Below are 16,752 nucleotides of genomic sequence, written 5' to 3' on the forward strand. Positions count from 1 at the left end.
TCAGAGGCGTTCGATAATGGTGGCGATCCCCATGCCACCGCCGACACACAAGGTGGCCAGGCCGTAGCGTTGCTGGCGCACCTCGAGTTCGTCGAGCAAGGTGCCGAGAATCGCGCAGCCGGTGGCGCCCAAGGGGTGGCCCATGGCGATGGAGCCACCGTTGACATTGACCCGTGCGGTGTCGATGCCCATGTCCTTGATGAACTTGAGCACGACCGAAGCAAAGGCTTCGTTGACTTCGAACAGGTCGATGTCTTCAACCCGCAGGCCGGCTTTGGCCAGTGCTTTGCGAGTGGCCGGCGCGGGGCCGGTGAGCATGATGGTCGGGTCGGTGCTGGTCACCGCCGTGGCGACAATACGCGCCCGCGGTTGCAGGCCCAGCTCGCGGCCTTTGGCCTCGGAGCCGATCAGCATGAGCGCGGCGCCATCCACGATCCCGGAACTGTTGCCCGGCGTGTGCACATGGTGGATGCGCTCCACGTGGCTGTAGACCCGCAACGCGGTGGCGTCGAAGCCCATCTGCCCCATCATTTCGAAGCTCGGCTTGAGCTTGCCCAAGCCCTCGAGGGTTGAGTCGCCGCGGATAAATTCGTCATGGTCCAACAGCACGATGCCGTTCTGGTCGTGCACCGCGATCAGCGACTTATTGAAGGAACCGTCTGCCCGCGCCCTGGCGGCTTTCTGCTGGGACTGTAGGGCAAAGGTGTCGACATCCTGGCGCGTGAAGCCTTCCAGGGTGGCGATCAGGTCGGCGCCAATGCCTTGGGGCGTGAAGTGGCTGTGCATATTGGTTTGCGGGTCGAGCACCCATGCGCCGCCATCGCTGCCCATGGGCACGCGGGACATGGATTCGACGCCGCCAACAACCACCAGGTCTTCGAAGCCGGAACGCACCTTCATCGCCCCCAGGTTCACCGCCTCCAGGCCCGACGCGCAGAAACGATTGACCTGCACACCGGCAACACTGACATCCCAGTCGGCCACCAGTGCGGCGGTCTTGGCGATATCGGCGCCCTGGTCGCCCACGGGGGTGACGCAGCCAAGGACGATGTCATCCACTTGGCGGGTGTCGAGGTCGCTGCGCTGCGCCAGCGCCGTGAGCAAGCCGGCCACCAGGTTTACCGGCTTGACGCTGTGCAGGGCACCGTCGGCCTTGCCTTTACCCCGGGGCGTGCGTATCGCATCAAAGATCAAAGCTTGGGTCATGACATCCTCGAACCGCTGTGGGTGTGTGCCCCTACCTTAGGCCCGATTGACACGGTTTCAATGACGGATGCGCTCATTGCTTTTGACCCCCTCGCTCGGACGAACGGTAGGTACCTACGGGAAATGCCTGATTAATCGTTTTAGCTGTCTAGCCCTAGGGCTGGCGCCAAGATGGCAATAAGCCTCATGCCGTTTTTAGCGCAAATACTTCTTAGCTGATATGAAATGAGTCTAAGCCAGAAAGAACGGGCGCTCTAAGGTTGAATCTGTAAGACGCTGCTGCCGGGTTTTGCTGGAGCAGCTGTAAGAAAAGTGCAACGTCACCTCGCGATACTGACTTCAACGGCACGCATTTGACGCTCAGGAATAACAACAAAAGAAAAGGCAGTCAGCCATGTTCAAACAATCGAAAGTACGTCAGGCGGGACTTATCCTGTTCGCCACCACCTTGATTCTGATCTTGCCCAATTTAACCAAGGTTATTGGGTGACACTCCCAGCTTCCGTGCACACACCGCACCAGGCCTGCAGCTTTTGGCAGCACCTGCCAGGACATTGCGCTTAGCGCTCCTGTTGCAGGGGCTGTCTTTTTACCTGCCGTTTTCCGTTATCGTGTGCGCCTCACTCTCTCGCAACGGGCCTGTGCCTTGAAACCGATCCTCGCCCTTTTTGCCCTGCTGCTGAGCCTGCCTGCGGCGGCGGCACAGTTGACCATCGAGTTGGACCACACCCACAAAACCTGGGAGACCGCCGAGCTGCTCAAGCACCCCGACGCTCAGACGGTGCAGATCGTTGATGATGTGTCCTACAAGCGCAACATGACCTATCGTGCGGTGCCCCTCGCGGTGCTCTTGCCGGGCCTTAAATCTGCGAACCACCTGCAAGCCGTTGCCCTTGATGGTTTTGCCGCCGAACTTGCCGCCGCTCCGTTGCTGGAAAAAAACGGCGCCCGCGCCTGGCTGGCCGTGGAAGACCCGGCCCATCCATGGCCACCACTGGCACAGGGCAAGCCCAGCGCCGGACCGTTCTATCTTGTCTGGACCAACCCTCAAGCCGGACGTATCAGCCCGGAACAGTGGCCGTTCCAGGTCTCCAGGTTCAAACAGTTGCAGACGGTTGGCGAGCGTTTCCCGGCGTTATTGCCCGACCCTAAGCTGGCGGCGAACGACCCGATCAACCAAGGCTTCGCGTTGTTCCAGAAGAACTGCCTGGCGTGCCATCGCCTCAATGGCGGCGGTGATGCCCAGATGGGGCCGGACTTGAATGTGCCCTACAACCCCACCGAGTATTTCAGCGGCGATTTTCTCAAGCGTTACATCCGCGACCCGCAAAGCTTGAGGCATTGGCCACAGGCGAAGATGCCGGCGTTTACAGCCATTGTATTGCCAGACAATGAGTTGGACTTGCTGGTGGGGTATCTGCGGCATATGGCGGGCCGCAAGTTGTAGGGGCGAGCTTGCTCGCGAAAAGCCTGAGAGCACCGTCGATCGTTCCCACGCTCTGCGTGGTAACGCCTCTTGTGATGCTCTGCGTCACGCTATGGGACGCGGAGCGTCCTGGGCTGCATTCCCACGCAGAGCGTGGGAACGATCAAGCAAGCTTGCTCCGACAGTTATCGGTCATTGCTGCGGCGCCACGAATACCTTGGCGTGCATCTGCTCATGCCCACCGCCACGGCGCATGCCGCGTACCGGACAGGCGTCGAGGTAGTCCAGGCCGACGGCCAGCTTCAAGTGCCGCTCCGGCCGGGCCAGTTGGTTGGTCACGTCAAAGCTGTACCAGGCGTCATCCAGCCAGGCTTCGGCCCAGGCATGACTGGCCAGGTGCGCGCTGTCTTCGGTGTACAAATACCCCGACACATACCGCGCCGGGATCCCCAGGCTACGTGCGCAGGCCAGGAACGCATGGGTATGGTCCTGGCACACCCCAGCGGCCCCTGCGAAGGCTTGGGCGGCGCAGGTATCGACGTCAGTCGCGCCGGGGGTGTAGACCATGGTGTGGTTCAGCGCCTGCATCAGGTCGATAAGCGCCGTGCGGTCGCGACGCTGATGGCAGTTTTGCTCGGCAAACCCGCGCAGGGCGTCGTCGGGCTCGGTGAGGCGCGTGGAGCGCAGGAACGGAAAGGCAGACTGGCTTTCGTGTTCGGCCTCGCGCAATTCATCGATCTCCACCACGCCCCGGGCGCCAATGATGATGGCGTCATGGGGCTCGTCCAGCGTAAGCACATGCAGGATGTTACCGAACGGGTCCACCTGCGCCCGCACGGGGCGTGGAAGGTCGAGTTGCCAGCTCAGCACGTGCTGGCGCTCGCTGTCATGAGGGGTCAGGCGCAGGTACTGGATGCTGGCGCGCACCTGGTCTTCGTAGTGGTAGGTAGTGTCGTGGCTGATGGAGAGTCTCATGCCGCCTCCAGGTAGGAACTGTAGATGGCGTCGCCCAACTGGCGGACCAAGGGGATAAAGTCGGTCAGCCAGGCATGCAGGCCTTCCTCGAGGATTTCGTCGATGGCGGTAAAGCGCAGGCGCGCATCCATCTCGGCGGCCAGGCGCTGGGCCGGGCGACCATTGAGGCCTGGCAGGCTCGCGAGGATCTGGTCGATCTCTTCGCTGCAAGCACGCAGCGAACGCGGCACATCCGCGCGTAAGAGCAGCAGTTCGGCCACTTGCCGAGCGCCCGGCGCATCGCGATAAATCTCGGTGTACGCCTCGAACGACGACAGAGCGCGCAGCAACGCACTCCATTGGTAATACGCGTGAGCCGTACCATCGCTGACCGCCGCCGCCTGTTCGCCGGCCATTTCGTAGCGGGCATCCAGCAGGCGCAGGGTGTTATCGGCACGCTCAATAAAAGTGCCCAGGCGGATAAAGCGGAAGGCATCGTTGCGCATGATGGTGCCGTACGTGGCGCCCCGAAACAGATGGGAACGCTCCTTGACCCACTCACAAAACCGGCTCATGCCGTAATGGCTGAGCCCCTGCTGGGCGATATCGCGAATGTCCAGCCAGGTGGCGTTGATGTTTTCCCACATGTCGGCGGTGATCCGCCCACGTACCGCATGGGCGCTGGCCCGCGCCGCACCCAGACAGCTGTAGATGCTCGCCGGGTTGGCCGCGTCCAAGGCAAAAAAGTGCAGCAAGCGTTCAGCGTGCAATGGGCCATGGCGCTCGTGGTAATCGTCCAGAGTGCCGGTGATCAACAGCGGCATGGCCAATTCGTGCAGGCCATCGCCGCGCCCGTCCTGGGGCATCAGCGACAGCGAATAGCTGACATCGAGCATGCGTGCGAGGTTTTCGGCACGTTCCAGGTAGCGTGACATCCAGTACAAATCCGAGGCAGTTCTACTCAACATGGCATCAGTCCTCGACCACCCAGGTGTCTTTGGTTCCGCCGCCCTGGGACGAGTTGACCACCAGCGAGCCTTCGCGCAGCGCCACACGGGTCAGGCCACCCGGCACCACGCGGGTGTCCTTGCCGGACAACACGAAGGGGCGCAGGTCGATATGGCGCGGGGCGATGCCGTTTTCGACAAATGTCGGGCAGGTGGACAAGCACAGGGTCGGCTGCGCGATATAGGCGTGTGGCTTGGCCTTGATACGCGCCCGGAACGCTTCGATTTCTGCGGTTGTAGACGCCGGGCCAACCAGCATGCCGTAACCACCGGAGCCCTGGGTTTCCTTGACCACCAGGTCGGGCAGGTTGGCCAGTACGTGGGACAACTCGTCAGGCTTACGGCATTGAAAAGTCGGAACGTTCTGCAGGATCGGCTCTTCATCGAGGTAGAAGCGGATCATCTCGGTGACGAACGGGTAAACCGATTTGTCGTCCGCGACTCCGGTGCCAATGGCGTTGGCAAGCACCACATTGCCGCACCGGTAGGCGGCGAGCAGGCCAGGTACACCGAGCATCGAGTCGGGGTTGAATGCCAAGGGATCTAGAAATGCATCATCGAGGCGACGGTAGATCACATCGACAGCCTTGGGCCCATCGGTGGTGCGCATGAACACACGGTCATCGCGCACGAACAAATCCGCGCCTTCCACCAACTCCACACCCATTTCCCGAGCCAGGAAGGCATGTTCGAAGAACGCGCTATTGAAACGCCCGGGCGTCAGTACCACCACACTGGGGTTATCCTGGGGGCTGGCGCTTTTGAGGGTGTCGAGCAGCAGGTTGGGGTAATGGTCGATGGGCGCGATGCGTTGGGCCGCGAACAACTCGGGGAACAGACGCATCATCATCTTGCGGTCTTCGAGCATGTAGCTGACACCGCTGGGCGTGCGCAGGTTGTCTTCGAGCACGTAGTACGTGCCGTCGCCATCGCGTACGAGGTCCACCCCGGAGATGTGCGAATAGATATCGCGGTGCAAGTCCAGGCCCCGCATTGCCAGTTGGTATTGCTCGTTGGCCAATACCTGCTCGGCGGGGATGATGCCGGCCTTGATGATGCGTTGGTCGTGGTACAGGTCGGTGAGGAACAGGTTCAGCGCCTTGACCCGCTGGATGCAACCGCGTTCGACAACCCGCCATTCACTCGCCGGAATGCTGCGGGGGATGGTATCGAAGGGGATCAGGCGCTCGGTGCCTTGTTCGTCCCCGTAGAGGGTGAAGGTGATGCCGGCGCGGTGGAACAGCAAATCGGCTTCACGCCGGCGCTGGGCCAGCAGTTCGGCAGGGGTGTCGGCCAACCAGCGGGCGAACTCGCGATAATGGGGGCGAACCTGCCCTGCCCCATCGTACATTTCATCGTAATAAGTGCGGATCATGCCGTACTCCTTGTCACCCGGACGCAAGAACCTTCGCAAGGCCCGTGCCAGCGGCATAAACACTTTATAATCAAACAGTTGCATAATCCGAGGGGATTTTCCGCACCGTCCTGGTGCGCGCAATTGCCTGTGCCACGCCGTACGCTCCGTTGCAATGCGGTGTTTGGCTATCAAGAGCATAGTCAGAGTTGATTTCACTGCCCGCCTGCACATGCGGATAATCGCCCACATCGGTTGAACAGGACGTGTCCTACAGCCAAACCCTTTGCACATTCAGTAACGTATTGACTCGTGTACTGATGACTCCTCGGTCTTCCCTTTCCGCCACCCCATCCGGGTGGCTTTTTTTTGCGCCTGAAACGGCAGTTTCCGTTGCGACGGTAGCCCAAACAAAATCGGCCGACCCAAAGGTCAGCCGATACGCTGTGCTGCTCATAAATACCAACTACATGGGTAACCCACGCACCTCCTGCTTGACGCCCCATCCTTCGATGATCCCTCCCAGGGGCTCGACCACCGCTTCAAAGTCTTGCTCGAAGTCTCCTATGCCGTCGTAGGTTGCGAACATGATTTTGCTCAGTTCGAGGTACCAGGCGCCATCGTCGCGCGCGCTGACCTGGGCGTTGAGGGACTCCCCACGAAATCGACCCGCAGCCCTGCGCGCCCGTTCCTCATCCGGGAAAATGGCGTAGAACTCGATGGGGTGAAAGCGCGAGAAATCAAAGCCGCCTTCTTTCATGCGGCGCAGTACGTTGGTGCTGATGTCTTCTTGATAGGCTGTGCTCATGAAACGTCCTCCTCACACCGATGGATAGACTTTCCGTGCTTCCTGAAGCCCCGCGCCCTGCTGGCGCGGGCACCACGGCATAACATCACCGCAGGAAAACAAGCATGTAGCTGACAAGACCAGACCTTAGCGATTCATTCGCTGATCTCGATTGCAGAGTAGCGTGAAGCTATCACCGCCACCAGAGGTGCTCGTGTGGCGCGTGAAAAATGTTTAGACGGAGGGAGAAATATCGAGAATCTGGATACTGTTCTGGTCTTTGAGAATCTTGACCGTCGGCTCGGGTTTACGGCCTTCCAGGTCATTGAGATCGAGCTTGGCAGCAATCGGCACCAGCTTCGCACGAATCATATGCGCAGCGTCTTCGAGGCTGGGCTTTTGTTCGCAGGTGAACTGCTGCACGGACGTTTCACCGTGATCATCAACGAAGGTAATTTGCCACGTTTGCATCGGTGCCTCCTCGATAAAACCCATAGGTGGGCTTACAAGTATCTGGACCTTGGCGGCGCGCAAAACGTTCCGCTCAAGCCCGGAGGCACCGGATCAACTGCACTTATTTTTCAGCGTGATCTTTCAAGGCTTTCAAGGTGTTGAACGGCGCGTCCACCACGAACTTGTTGGCCAGCCACGAAGGTACGCTGCCACCTGGTTCGGTGTGTACCTGGTAGGTGACTTCGGTCTGGTTATCGCCCTTTGGCACCAGCTTCCAGAAACCCTCCACCTGGGCGACCCGCACGTAGCCTTTTGCTTCAGGCTTGTAGGTCGGCACGCCTTCCAGTTTGCGCGTGACGGTGCCGTCAGCGGCTTTGGTGGTGGTGACGTGGATGTACGAGTCGCGGTCCGTCACGGGGAACGGGGCCTTGAACTGGGTGTAGGTCCAGGCCTCGTCGCCTTTCTTGTCGACGAGTTTCTGGGATTTGCATTCATGGATCCATGCGCAAGCACCGACCACATCTTCCTGCAGCGCCTGGACCTTGGCCAAAGGCGCCTTGATCACGGTCACGCCGCGATAGGCCTTGTACTTGGAACCGGCAATCTCGCTCAGGGACACCTTGATACCGTCTTCGTCCTTGGCGACTTGCCAATCCTCAGCCTGGGCAGTGGCCGCAAACAACAGCGTAAAACCGCACAGCACAGCCACTCGTTTCAGCGAACCCATCGTTGTATTCCTTATTGTTGAAGTTCCGATAGTAAAGCCCATCAAGCCGCCGTCATCTGCTCCCACCAGCCGATCAGCCGGATGGCATCGGCCTGGTCGTTGCCGCACACCTCAATATCGGCCTTGAAATCACTGCACACGGCGGGCCGCTGCGGTTGACCGAACAACTGGCACAATTGTTCCACCGACAGGTGCACGCAACGGACGCCAGCGGGTTTGCCCTGGGGCATTCCGGGTAGTGGCGAACTAATGGAGGGGGCAATGCAGCAGGCGCCACAGCCTTCACGGCATTTCATGACCAGCAGGTCCTCGACGACTCAATAGGGATGGCCGGGCTAGAGTACGCCCTTAAACAGCCGTTTTAAAATGGGCCAACAGGAGTTTTTCGCACAAAACAAAAATGACCGACCAGTCTGCGACAGATGGTCGGCAACCTGGGTCACCTGTGGACCGAAAGTTTATTGCTTGAATTCGAAATCCAGCGCAGCGCCTTCTACATCACGGCGCTCTTCGTTACGCAGTTGCAGCTTCATCTCATTGCTGAGCAAGCGGCCGTTGATCTGGAACGCACTGTTGTCGGTGGGCTTTTCACCAAACATCGGCGGCAACAGAGGCACGCTCTTGGGCTTGGGCATGGTGCCAATGGGTTGCAAGTGCCTGACCATGTCCGAAGGCAGGGACAGGTCCAACTGTGCCGGTGGCAGTTTGGTCTGGGCGACCTCATGGGCCGACTTGGACTTGCTCGCCACGGGTGCACGCTTTTTGGTCGAAGCGGCTTTTTTTTGCGCGGCAGGGGATTTTTTCGCAGGCGTTGGCTGCTTGGCTGAGGTCTTTTGCTCGGCACCGACAACAGGCTTGCCTTCAGCCACCGGTGCTGCAGCCAGCACGCTACCGGCATTGCACAGGCTCAGCAGACCAAGCATCAACGTAACGCGAAAAATAGAAGTCATATCGCCAACAGCATTAACGGCAGAAGGCCATATGCTCGCTTGTTGTGCGCGGCATGACAAGGGCACAGATCAGTCTTGTCCCCTTTGCTCGCCTCAAAAACCCGCTGCGGCCTCTTGGCACAGCTGGCTGGCAAGCATTCCCAGGGTCATCAACGCCCTCTCCGCCTCGCGGTTCCACGGCGTGCCGCAATTGAGGCGAATACAGTGGTTGAACTGTTCGGTATTACTGAAAATCAGCCCTGGCGCAATGCTGATGCCTTGTTGCAGGGCACGCACATGCAGTTCCTGAGTATTGACCCGCCCCGGCAAACTGACCCACAGGATAAAGCCGCCGGTCGGGCGGGTCATCTGGGTGCCCTCGGGGAAATACTGCTGCACCGCCAATTGGAAGGCGCTGAGGTTCTTGCGGTATTCCTGGCGGATGTAGCGCAAATGACGGTCGTAGCCACCGTTTTCCAGATAGGCCGCGACGCCCATCTGGGTGACGCTGCATGCCGAATGCGTGCTGAACATCTGCAGGCGCTGGATTTCCTGCTGGTATTTACCGGCAATCATCCAGCCAATGCGTACGCCCGGCGACAAGGTCTTGGAAAAGCTTGAGCAATAGATCACCCGGTCGAGGCGGTCGTAGGCCTTGAGAGCTTTGGTGCGGCCGAGTTCGAACATCAACTCGCCGTAAATATCATCTTCGACGATCTGGATATCAAAGTCCGACGCCAGGCGCAGCAACTGTTTCTGCCGCTCCTCTGGCATGGTGCCGCCCAGCGGGTTACTCAAGCGCGTGGTCAGCACCAGCGCCTTGATCGACCATTGGTTGGCGGCCAGTTGCAGGGCTTCCAGGCTCATGCCCGTGGCAGGGTCACTGGGGATCTCGATCACCTTGAGGCCCAGCAAATCAGCCAATTGCAGCAAGCCGTAATAGGTCGGTGATTCAGCCGCGATCAGGTCGCCAGGGCGCGTCAGCACGCGCAACGACATTTGCAAGGCATCGACACAGCCGTGGGTAATCACCACTTCGGAAGGGTCCACTACCACCCCGGCATCGCGCATGCGGATCGCCACCTGGCGCCGCAGGGGTTCAAAGCCAGGGCTGAACATGTAGCTGAACGCCCGTGGGCTCTGGAAACGCGTGACCTTGGCCAATTGCTGATGCAATGCCCGCACCGGCAGGTAGTCGACACTCGGCACCGCCGCCCCCAGGGGAAAAACCCCTTCACGGCGCGACTCGACCAGCACCTGCTGGATGATACTGCTACGGGTGACCAACCCTGGGCGCTCGACCCGTGCGATATCAGGCGTAGGCGCCGTGAGTGCTGGCGTCTGGTGAACGTAGTAGCCCGACTGCGGCCGCGCCCGAATCAGCCCCTGGTCTTCCAGGTTGGCGTAGGCCTGCAGCACCGTGGCATGGCTCACATTGAGCTGGGAACTCATCTTGCGCACCGACGGCACGCGCTCCCCCGGTTGGTAGACACCGCGGCGGATGTCCTCAGCCAGTTGCTGGGCAATACGTTGGTAAAGCAACAGATTGGTCATGACGCAGCACTCGATTTCACGGGCATTTTATTTTTGTGTGAAACATACATACCGGCACAGTTTAGAAGTGTACGGGGACAGTTGCCACAATAGTCGAGCGTGGGCAGGAGTGACAGTAAAAACTGCCGGGGGAGCTGGGGTGGGCATCGCCGAAACGAAATGTGGGAGCGGGCTTGCTTGCGAAGGCGGTGTGTCAGTCAGCACATCCTGTACTGAGCCACCGCATTCGCGAGCAAGCCCGCTCCCACAATTTGGAGCTGCGTCAGCTGTTAGCGCGCAGCGCCCAATTGGCCCTTCTCGTCAGAGAAAACAATTTCCACCCGACGGTTCTGTGCACGACCACGCTCGGAGGCATTGGCTTCCACCGGGTATTGGTCGCCGTAGCCCTCGACTTCGATGCGCTTGTCATCGATGCCCAGGTCCATCAACAGGTCGGCCACCGATTGAGCCCGGTCGCGGGACAGTTTCAGGTTTTCCTGCTCGCCACCGGTGTTGTCGGTGTAGCCCTCGATGCGCACCCGACGCTTGGGGTTCAGTTGCAGGAATTGCACGATCTTGAGCACCGTGCGGTTGGCCGAGTTCTGCAGCTCCGCTTCGCCGGTGTCGAACAGTACGTCGCCCAGGGTCATCACCAGGCCACGGTCGGTCTGGGTGGTGAGGCTGGCGATTTGCGCTTCAACCCACTTGCCCTGCTGTTGCACGCTGGCCAGCTTGTTTTCGCGCAAGGCCAGTTGCAGGCGCTGACGTTCCAACTCCAGTTGGGTGCCGCGCTCGGCATTCAGGCCCTGCTGGGTGTGCTCTCGGGCGATGGCGCTGTACCGCTGGCTCAGGTAGGCGTAATGCACCACATCGGAACCGCTGCCCCAGTAGCTGGACAGGCGATCGGCGCGGGCCAGGGACTCTCCGGCGCGGATCACGTCCTTGGGCGCGAAGCGCAGCACGTTGGCGTCTTCCTTGACCTTTTGAAAGTCATCGCCGGCCTGCTGCAACGCCTGCTCACTCGTGGGTTGGCTCGCACAGCCGCCCAAGGCCACGCTGCCCAGCAGCAGTACACAGCTCAGGCCACGGATCATCGGGCTCATTGTGCTTCTCCCAACTGCAGCTGCTTACGCAGGCGAGTGATACGGGTATTGAGCACGTTCAATTGTTCCTGGCTCTTGCCGGTCAGCACTTTGGCTTCGGCCAGGCGTGCGTCCAGCTCAGCCTGCTCGGCGCGCATCCGCGCTCGCTTGTAGGATTGGTCGGCCATGTTGCCCTTGGCCCGGGCGAATTTTTCTTCGGCCAGCTTCAGTTCGGGGGATTCATCGGTGTTGGCCCCGACCGCGGTGGCTTGTTCCAAGGCTTGCTGGGTCAGGCGCATTTGTTCGATCGGCGCAGGATCGGTTGCGCATCCCGCCAGCGCGACAACGGCAAGGGCCGCGAAAAGAGCTCGAAAAATCACTGTAAATCCCTACTTTGTTGGGGTGCCGACAGGTTGTTGCAGTTGCGCTTTCCAACGCTCCAGATTGCGCTGCAGCGCGGCTTGAGCGGCACCGGAGGCGGGCAATTCTGTCATCTTTTTCGTCAGCTGTCCGCGAAGCCAAGGATCATTGCAGGCCGAGTTGTGGGAAATCGCCAGGTACAGGCCAGGCTGATCGACAGGCACCTCATGGGCCACCAGGTCATTACTCATGCCCAGGGTCTGGGCCATGGCCATGCCGGAATAGCGCCCAGCCAGCACGTAGTCCACCTCACCGAGCAACAGTTTCTGGAAAGCCGGCGTCAAATTGGGCAGGCGTTGCAGGTTGAGTTGCTGGCTGGCGAAGGATTCGAACTCCGTGCTCAAACGCGCACGTTGCGAGACTGCGCCTTTGTGGCCGTGCAAATCGGCGGCGGTGGAATAGACCACGGCTGAATCCTTGCGCGTCCATACCAGGTAGTCGGTCTGCATCAGCGCCGGATGGATGTAGTCGAAGTGGTCCAGTTCACCCAGGTTCAGCGGTGCGTCGGCGAGAATGTCCATGCGCCCGCTGCGTGCTTCATCTAGGGCCAGGGAGCGTTTGCCGCCGTAGAGCAGGTCGATTTTCACCCCGAGCTCCTTGCCCACTTGTTGCAGCACGTCAGCGGTCGCGCCGATCAGGTGCGTAGGGTCCTGGGGGTCGCGCCAGAGTAAAGGCGGTGCGTCCGGGCTGCCGGTGATCACCAGGCGCTCGCACTTGCCGGCGGCGAGCGTCAGGCTCGGCAGCAGCGTAAGGCCTAGCAGTAAGGCCCAGGGGCGCAGTTCCATGGCAAGACTCTCCCGATCAGTAAAAAAAACCCGGTCATAAGACCGGGCTCTTTATAAGTGAAGCGGCTGGATTAGACCAGCTTCTCCAACTCAGGTACCGCTTCGAACAAGTCCGCCACCAGGCCATAATCGGCGACCTGGAAGATCGGCGCTTCTTCGTCCTTGTTGATCGCAACGATCACTTTGGAGTCTTTCATACCGGCCAAGTGCTGGATCGCGCCGGAGATACCGACGGCGATGTACAGCTGTGGCGCAACGATCTTGCCGGTCTGGCCGACCTGCATGTCGTTGGGTACGAAACCTGCGTCAACGGCTGCGCGGGAAGCGCCGACCGCAGCGCCCAGCTTGTCGGCCAGGGCGTACAGGTGTTTGAAGTTGTCACCGTTCTGCATGCCACGCCCGCCGGAAACGACGATCTTGGCAGCAGTCAGTTCAGGACGATCCGACTTGGCCAGCTCTTCACCGACGAAGCTGGAAGTGCCAGCGTCGTGGGCAGCGGAGACGGCTTCAACGGCAGCCGAGCCACCTTCGGCAGCAACCGGGTCGAAACCGGTGGCGCGTACGGTGATGACCTTGACCGAGGCGTTGGACTGCACGGTAGCGATGGCGTTACCGGCGTAGATCGGGCGCTTGAAGGTGTCGGCGCTTTCTACCGAGATGATCTCGGAGATCTGGTCAACGTCCAGCTGCGCGGCAACGCGTGGCAGGATGTTTTTGCCGTTGGAGGTGGCGGCAGCCAGGATGTGGGTGTAGCTCTTGCCCAACTCTGCCACTAGCGGTGCAACATTTTCCGGTAGCTGATGCGCGTAAGCGGCATTGTCAGCGTTCAGGACTTTGCTCACGCCCGCGATTTTCGCAGCGGCTTCAGCCACAGCGCCGGCGCCCTGCCCTGCTATCAGGACGTGGATGTCACCACCGATTTTGGCGGCAGCAGCCACGGTGTTCAGGGTGGCCGGGGCCAGCACCTTGTTATCGTGTTCGGCGATTACGAGGATAGTCATGATCAGATCACCTTCGCTTCGTTTTTCAGTTTCTCGACCAGTTCAGCCACCGACTTGACCTTGATGCCCGCGCTGCGTGCAGCCGGCGCTTCGACTTTGACGGTCTTGTTGGTAGAGGCGGTGGAAACGCCCAACGCGTCCGGAGTCAGCGTCTCCAGAGGCTTCTTCTTGGCTTTCATGATGTTTGGCAGGGACGCATAACGCGGCTCGTTCAAACGCAGGTCGGTGGTGACGATGGCCGGCAGTTTCAGGGAAACCGTCTGCGCGCCGCCGTCGATTTCACGGGTGACCGCAACGCTGTCGCCGCTCACTTCGACTTTCGAAGCGAAGGTGCCCTGGCCGTAACCGGTCAGTGCAGCCAACATCTGGCCAGTCTGGTTGTTGTCGCTGTCGATGGCTTGTTTGCCTAGGATCACCAGTTGTGGCTGTTCCTTGTCGACAACTGCCTTGAGCAGCTTGGCCACGGCCAGGGAGGTCAGCTCTTCAGCGGACTCCACCAGAATGGCGCGGTCGGCGCCCAGGGCCAGAGCGGTACGCAACTGCTCTTGGGCAGTGGTCGGCCCGATGGACACCACGACGATCTCCGTCGCCACGCCTTTCTCTTTCAGGCGTACGGCTTCTTCCACAGCGATTTCGCAGAAAGGGTTCATCGACATCTTGACGTTAGCAAGGTCGACGCCGGAATTGTCCGCCTTGACGCGAACTTTCACGTTGTAATCGACAACGCGTTTGACAGCTACAAGAACCTTCATGGATTCCTCGTTACTCTCCGGTGAAAAGAAAGTCGCCTAGGCGAACCTGGCGGTTGATGCTCATCGGCACACAAGGGCACCTCCAAAGACCTCGGCAGTGGCCTTGCACACGGGAAATGACGACCGTTCGTCAGTGGTGACTGAGAGGTCATTCTTTATCGCGGCGTGTAAACTGCGCTCCAACGTTTGGGTGCGCATCACCTTTATTGCCTTCAGCCTGTCTTTGGACGTGCTCTTGAAACCTGCAGTCTGCCTACGGGAAGCGCAAAACCGACCGTATCTTGACCGGAACACCTATTCTGGTCAATACGGCAAAATGGTCAGTCATAAGCCCCGTTGCTTTGATTTATCTAGGCTGCAGGCAATTCAAACAAACGTTTGTATTGGACGCTGTCAGTGGTCTATATATAATGCGCCACCTAGAGAGACAGGTGGGTGCTGCCTTCGCGCAGAACCACACCGAACCTCCACCCATTAGAAAAAAAAGCCTGTTGAGCCTTGAGTAGGAGATAGCCTGTGGAACGCGAATACATGGAATTCGACGTGGTCATCGTCGGCGCTGGCCCGGCTGGCCTGTCTGCCGCCTGCCGACTGAAGCAGAAGGCCGCCGAAGCCGGTAAGGAAATCAGCGTCTGCGTGGTCGAGAAAGGCTCCGAAGTCGGCGCCCATATCCTCTCCGGTGCCGTGTTTGAACCACGTGCCCTGAACGAGCTGTTCCCGGACTGGAAAGCACTCGGCGCCCCGCTCAACACGCCCGTGGTGCGCGATGACATCTATGTACTGCGCAGCCCGAAAGCCTCCACCAAGGTGCCCGACTTCTTTGTGCCCAAGACCATGCACAACGAAGGCAACTACATCATTTCCCTGGGCAACCTGTGCCGCTGGCTGGCCCAGCAGGCCGAGAACCTCGGCGTGGAAATCTACCCAGGCTTCGCCGCCCAGGAAGCGCTGTTCGACGAGAACGGCGTGGTACGCGGCATCATCACCGGCGACCTCGGCGTCGACCGTGAAGGCAAGCCAAAAGACGGCCTGTACACCCCGGGCATGGAGCTGCGTGGCAAGTACACGCTGTTCGCCGAAGGTTGCCGTGGCCACATCGGCAAGCAACTGATCCAGCGCTTCAACCTGGACAGCGACGCCGACGCCCAGCACTACGGCATTGGCCTGAAGGAAATCTGGGAAATCGACCCAGCCAAGCACCAGCCGGGCCTGGTGGTGCACACCGCCGGTTGGCCGCTGGACATCATGAGCGCAGAAAACACCGGTGGCTCGTTCCTCTATCACCTGGAAAACAACCAGGTGGTGGTCGGGCTGATCGTCGACCTGTCCTACAGCAACACCTTCCTGTCGCCGTTCGATGAATTCCAGCGCCTCAAGCACCACCCGGTGCTGGCCCAGTACCTGGAAGGCGGCAAGCGGGTCAGCTACGGCGCCCGCGCGATCTGCAAAGGTGGCCTGAATTCGCTGCCGAAGATGGTCTTCAAGGGCGGCGCGCTGATCGGTTGCGATCTGGGCACCCTGAACTTCGCCAAGATCAAAGGCAGTCACACCGCGATGAAGTCCGGCATGCTCGCCGCCGACGCCGTGGCCGACCGCCTGTTTGCCGAATCCGAGGGCGGTGATGAGCTGACCACATATGTCGACAGCTTCAAAGCCAGCTGGCTGTATGAAGAACTGTTCGCCAGCCGTAATTTCGGCCCGGCCGTGCACAAGTTCGGCGCAATCATCGGCGGCGGTTTCAACTGGCTCGACCAGAACATTTTCGGCGGCAAGATCCCTTTCACCCTGCACGACACCAAACCGGACTACGCCTGCCTGAAGCTGGCCAAAGACAGCCAGAAGATCGACTACCCCAAACCCGACGGCAAGCTGAGCTTCGACAAACTGAGCTCGGTGTTCATCTCCGGCACCAACCATGAAGAAGAGCAGCCGTGCCACTTGAAGCTCAAAGACCCAAGCATCCCGATCGGCACCAACCTGCCGCTCTACGATGAACCGGCGCAGCGCTACTGCCCGGCAGGCGTGTATGAAGTGGTGACCAAGGAAGACGGCGAGAAACGCTTCCAGATCAACGCCCAGAACTGCGTGCACTGCAAGACCTGTGACATCAAGGACCCCTCGCAGAACATCACCTGGGTGACGCCGGAAGGCGCGGGCGGGCCGACTTACCCGAATATGTAAGTAGTTCGCTTAACCAGAAAAGGCTCCCGAAATGGGTAATGCCAGTCAGTTAAGACAGAATCGGTAACTGTGGCGAGGGAGCTTGCTCCCGCTGGGGCGCGAAGCGGCCCCAAAAATGGGACTGCTACGCAGTCCAGCGGGAGCAAGCTCCCTCG

17 protein-coding genes are annotated in these 16,752 nt (G+C 60.0%); 2 read left to right on the plus strand and 15 right to left on the minus strand.

Going from position 1 to position 16,752, the window contains the following annotated elements; genetic code table 11:
- Positions 1 to 1,206 carry an acetyl-CoA C-acetyltransferase gene (locus tag ACP7CZ_RS17910; RefSeq protein WP_034126758.1) on the minus strand — a complete coding sequence of 402 codons (1,206 nt, stop codon included), beginning with the start codon at positions 1,204 to 1,206 and terminating at the stop codon, positions 1 to 3.
- Positions 1,207 to 1,852: 646 nt separating this feature from the next.
- Here ACP7CZ_RS17910 and ACP7CZ_RS17915 point away from each other — a divergent pair.
- Positions 1,853 to 2,653 carry a c-type cytochrome gene (locus tag ACP7CZ_RS17915; RefSeq protein WP_127881152.1) on the plus strand — a complete coding sequence of 267 codons (801 nt, stop codon included), beginning with the start codon at positions 1,853 to 1,855 and terminating at the stop codon, positions 2,651 to 2,653.
- Between the two features lie 171 nt (positions 2,654 to 2,824).
- Here the strand turns inward: ACP7CZ_RS17915 and ACP7CZ_RS17920 are convergent, their stop codons facing one another.
- The 14 genes from ACP7CZ_RS17920 to ACP7CZ_RS17985 form a co-directional block, all read right to left on the minus strand.
- Complete coding sequence (locus ACP7CZ_RS17920; RefSeq protein ID WP_054920491.1) at positions 2,825 to 3,607, minus strand: transglutaminase family protein; 783 nt, start codon at positions 3,605 to 3,607, stop codon at positions 2,825 to 2,827.
- Positions 3,604 to 4,554 (minus strand): alpha-E domain-containing protein, encoded by a 951-nt coding sequence (locus tag ACP7CZ_RS17925; protein WP_034126756.1) that lies wholly within the window; start codon positions 4,552 to 4,554, stop codon positions 3,604 to 3,606. The genes ACP7CZ_RS17920 and ACP7CZ_RS17925 overlap by 4 nt, the downstream gene beginning before the upstream one ends.
- Positions 4,555 to 4,558: 4 nt before the next feature.
- Entirely contained in the window at positions 4,559 to 5,968 is a 1,410-nt protein-coding gene (locus ACP7CZ_RS17930) for a circularly permuted type 2 ATP-grasp protein (RefSeq protein WP_294157969.1), read from the minus strand.
- 445 nt (positions 5,969 to 6,413) lie between these two features.
- Positions 6,414 to 6,755, minus strand: a complete 342-nt coding sequence (locus ACP7CZ_RS17935) for a ribonuclease E inhibitor RraB (RefSeq protein ID WP_003193463.1) — start codon at positions 6,753 to 6,755, stop codon at positions 6,414 to 6,416.
- A 213-nt stretch (positions 6,756 to 6,968) separates the two neighbouring features.
- On the minus strand, positions 6,969 to 7,205 hold the full coding sequence (locus ACP7CZ_RS17940) for a hypothetical protein (protein ID WP_054897212.1): 237 nt from the start codon (positions 7,203 to 7,205) through the stop codon (positions 6,969 to 6,971).
- 103 nt (positions 7,206 to 7,308) lie between these two features.
- Positions 7,309 to 7,914, minus strand: a complete 606-nt coding sequence (locus ACP7CZ_RS17945) for an START domain-containing protein (protein ID WP_054897213.1) — start codon at positions 7,912 to 7,914, stop codon at positions 7,309 to 7,311.
- Positions 7,915 to 7,955: 41 nt separating this feature from the next.
- Positions 7,956 to 8,210 (minus strand): YkgJ family cysteine cluster protein, encoded by a 255-nt coding sequence (locus tag ACP7CZ_RS17950; protein WP_034126753.1) that lies wholly within the window; start codon positions 8,208 to 8,210, stop codon positions 7,956 to 7,958.
- A gap of 162 nt (positions 8,211 to 8,372) precedes the next feature.
- On the minus strand, positions 8,373 to 8,864 hold the full coding sequence (locus ACP7CZ_RS17955; protein ID WP_034126752.1) for a hypothetical protein: 492 nt from the start codon (positions 8,862 to 8,864) through the stop codon (positions 8,373 to 8,375).
- 93 nt (positions 8,865 to 8,957) lie between these two features.
- Positions 8,958 to 10,397, minus strand: coding sequence for a PLP-dependent aminotransferase family protein (locus ACP7CZ_RS17960; protein ID WP_003193472.1), 1,440 nt, complete (start codon positions 10,395 to 10,397; stop codon positions 8,958 to 8,960).
- A gap of 269 nt (positions 10,398 to 10,666) precedes the next feature.
- The gene (locus ACP7CZ_RS17965) at positions 10,667 to 11,479 is read right to left on the minus strand and encodes an OmpA family protein (RefSeq protein ID WP_034126751.1); all 813 of its coding nucleotides are present in this window, start codon (positions 11,477 to 11,479) and stop codon (positions 10,667 to 10,669) included.
- On the minus strand, positions 11,476 to 11,838 hold the full coding sequence (locus ACP7CZ_RS17970; RefSeq protein WP_003193475.1) for a DUF4398 domain-containing protein: 363 nt from the start codon (positions 11,836 to 11,838) through the stop codon (positions 11,476 to 11,478). The genes ACP7CZ_RS17965 and ACP7CZ_RS17970 overlap by 4 nt, the downstream gene beginning before the upstream one ends.
- Positions 11,839 to 11,847: 9 nt before the next feature.
- Positions 11,848 to 12,663, minus strand: coding sequence for a substrate-binding periplasmic protein (locus ACP7CZ_RS17975; protein ID WP_294158143.1), 816 nt, complete (start codon positions 12,661 to 12,663; stop codon positions 11,848 to 11,850).
- 71 nt (positions 12,664 to 12,734) lie between these two features.
- Complete coding sequence (locus tag ACP7CZ_RS17980) at positions 12,735 to 13,664, minus strand: electron transfer flavoprotein subunit alpha/FixB family protein (protein WP_294158146.1); 930 nt, start codon at positions 13,662 to 13,664, stop codon at positions 12,735 to 12,737.
- Between the two features lie 2 nt (positions 13,665 to 13,666).
- Positions 13,667 to 14,416, minus strand: a complete 750-nt coding sequence (locus tag ACP7CZ_RS17985; RefSeq protein ID WP_014719538.1) for an electron transfer flavoprotein subunit beta/FixA family protein — start codon at positions 14,414 to 14,416, stop codon at positions 13,667 to 13,669.
- 516 nt (positions 14,417 to 14,932) lie between these two features.
- On the opposite strand from ACP7CZ_RS17985, the gene ACP7CZ_RS17990 reads away from it, so the two are divergent.
- The gene (locus tag ACP7CZ_RS17990) at positions 14,933 to 16,597 is read left to right on the plus strand and encodes an electron transfer flavoprotein-ubiquinone oxidoreductase (RefSeq protein ID WP_072447290.1); all 1,665 of its coding nucleotides are present in this window, start codon (positions 14,933 to 14,935) and stop codon (positions 16,595 to 16,597) included.
- Positions 16,598 to 16,752: the final 155 nt, after the last annotated feature.

Source organism: Pseudomonas sp. DWP2-2, assembly GCF_049897065.1.
Taxonomy (GTDB): Bacteria; Pseudomonadota; Gammaproteobacteria; order Pseudomonadales; family Pseudomonadaceae; genus Aquipseudomonas; species Aquipseudomonas paracarnis.

What these genes read in the sequence shown, in the direction of transcription:
- ACP7CZ_RS17965 (WP_034126751.1), bottom strand. Translation starts at nt 11,479, where the DNA reads ATGAGCCCGATGATCCGTGGCCTGAGCTGTGTACTGCTGCTGGGCAGC.
- ACP7CZ_RS17945 (WP_054897213.1), bottom strand. Translation starts at nt 7,914, where the DNA reads ATGGGTTCGCTGAAACGAGTGGCTGTGCTGTGCGGTTTTACGCTGTTG.
- ACP7CZ_RS17940 (WP_054897212.1), bottom strand. Translation starts at nt 7,205, where the DNA reads ATGCAAACGTGGCAAATTACCTTCGTTGATGATCACGGTGAAACGTCC.
- ACP7CZ_RS17920 (WP_054920491.1), bottom strand. Translation starts at nt 3,607, where the DNA reads ATGAGACTCTCCATCAGCCACGACACTACCTACCACTACGAAGACCAG.
- ACP7CZ_RS17980 (WP_294158146.1), bottom strand. Translation starts at nt 13,664, where the DNA reads ATGACTATCCTCGTAATCGCCGAACACGATAACAAGGTGCTGGCCCCG.
- ACP7CZ_RS17950 (WP_034126753.1), bottom strand. Translation starts at nt 8,210, where the DNA reads ATGAAATGCCGTGAAGGCTGTGGCGCCTGCTGCATTGCCCCCTCCATT.
- ACP7CZ_RS17960 (WP_003193472.1), bottom strand. Translation starts at nt 10,397, where the DNA reads ATGACCAATCTGTTGCTTTACCAACGTATTGCCCAGCAACTGGCTGAG.
- ACP7CZ_RS17930 (WP_294157969.1), bottom strand. Translation starts at nt 5,968, where the DNA reads ATGATCCGCACTTATTACGATGAAATGTACGATGGGGCAGGGCAGGTT.
- ACP7CZ_RS17925 (WP_034126756.1), bottom strand. Translation starts at nt 4,554, where the DNA reads ATGTTGAGTAGAACTGCCTCGGATTTGTACTGGATGTCACGCTACCTG.
- ACP7CZ_RS17910 (WP_034126758.1), bottom strand. Translation starts at nt 1,206, where the DNA reads ATGACCCAAGCTTTGATCTTTGATGCGATACGCACGCCCCGGGGTAAA.
- ACP7CZ_RS17975 (WP_294158143.1), bottom strand. Translation starts at nt 12,663, where the DNA reads ATGGAACTGCGCCCCTGGGCCTTACTGCTAGGCCTTACGCTGCTGCCG.
- ACP7CZ_RS17955 (WP_034126752.1), bottom strand. Translation starts at nt 8,864, where the DNA reads ATGACTTCTATTTTTCGCGTTACGTTGATGCTTGGTCTGCTGAGCCTG.
- ACP7CZ_RS17985 (WP_014719538.1), bottom strand. Translation starts at nt 14,416, where the DNA reads ATGAAGGTTCTTGTAGCTGTCAAACGCGTTGTCGATTACAACGTGAAA.
- ACP7CZ_RS17935 (WP_003193463.1), bottom strand. Translation starts at nt 6,755, where the DNA reads ATGAGCACAGCCTATCAAGAAGACATCAGCACCAACGTACTGCGCCGC.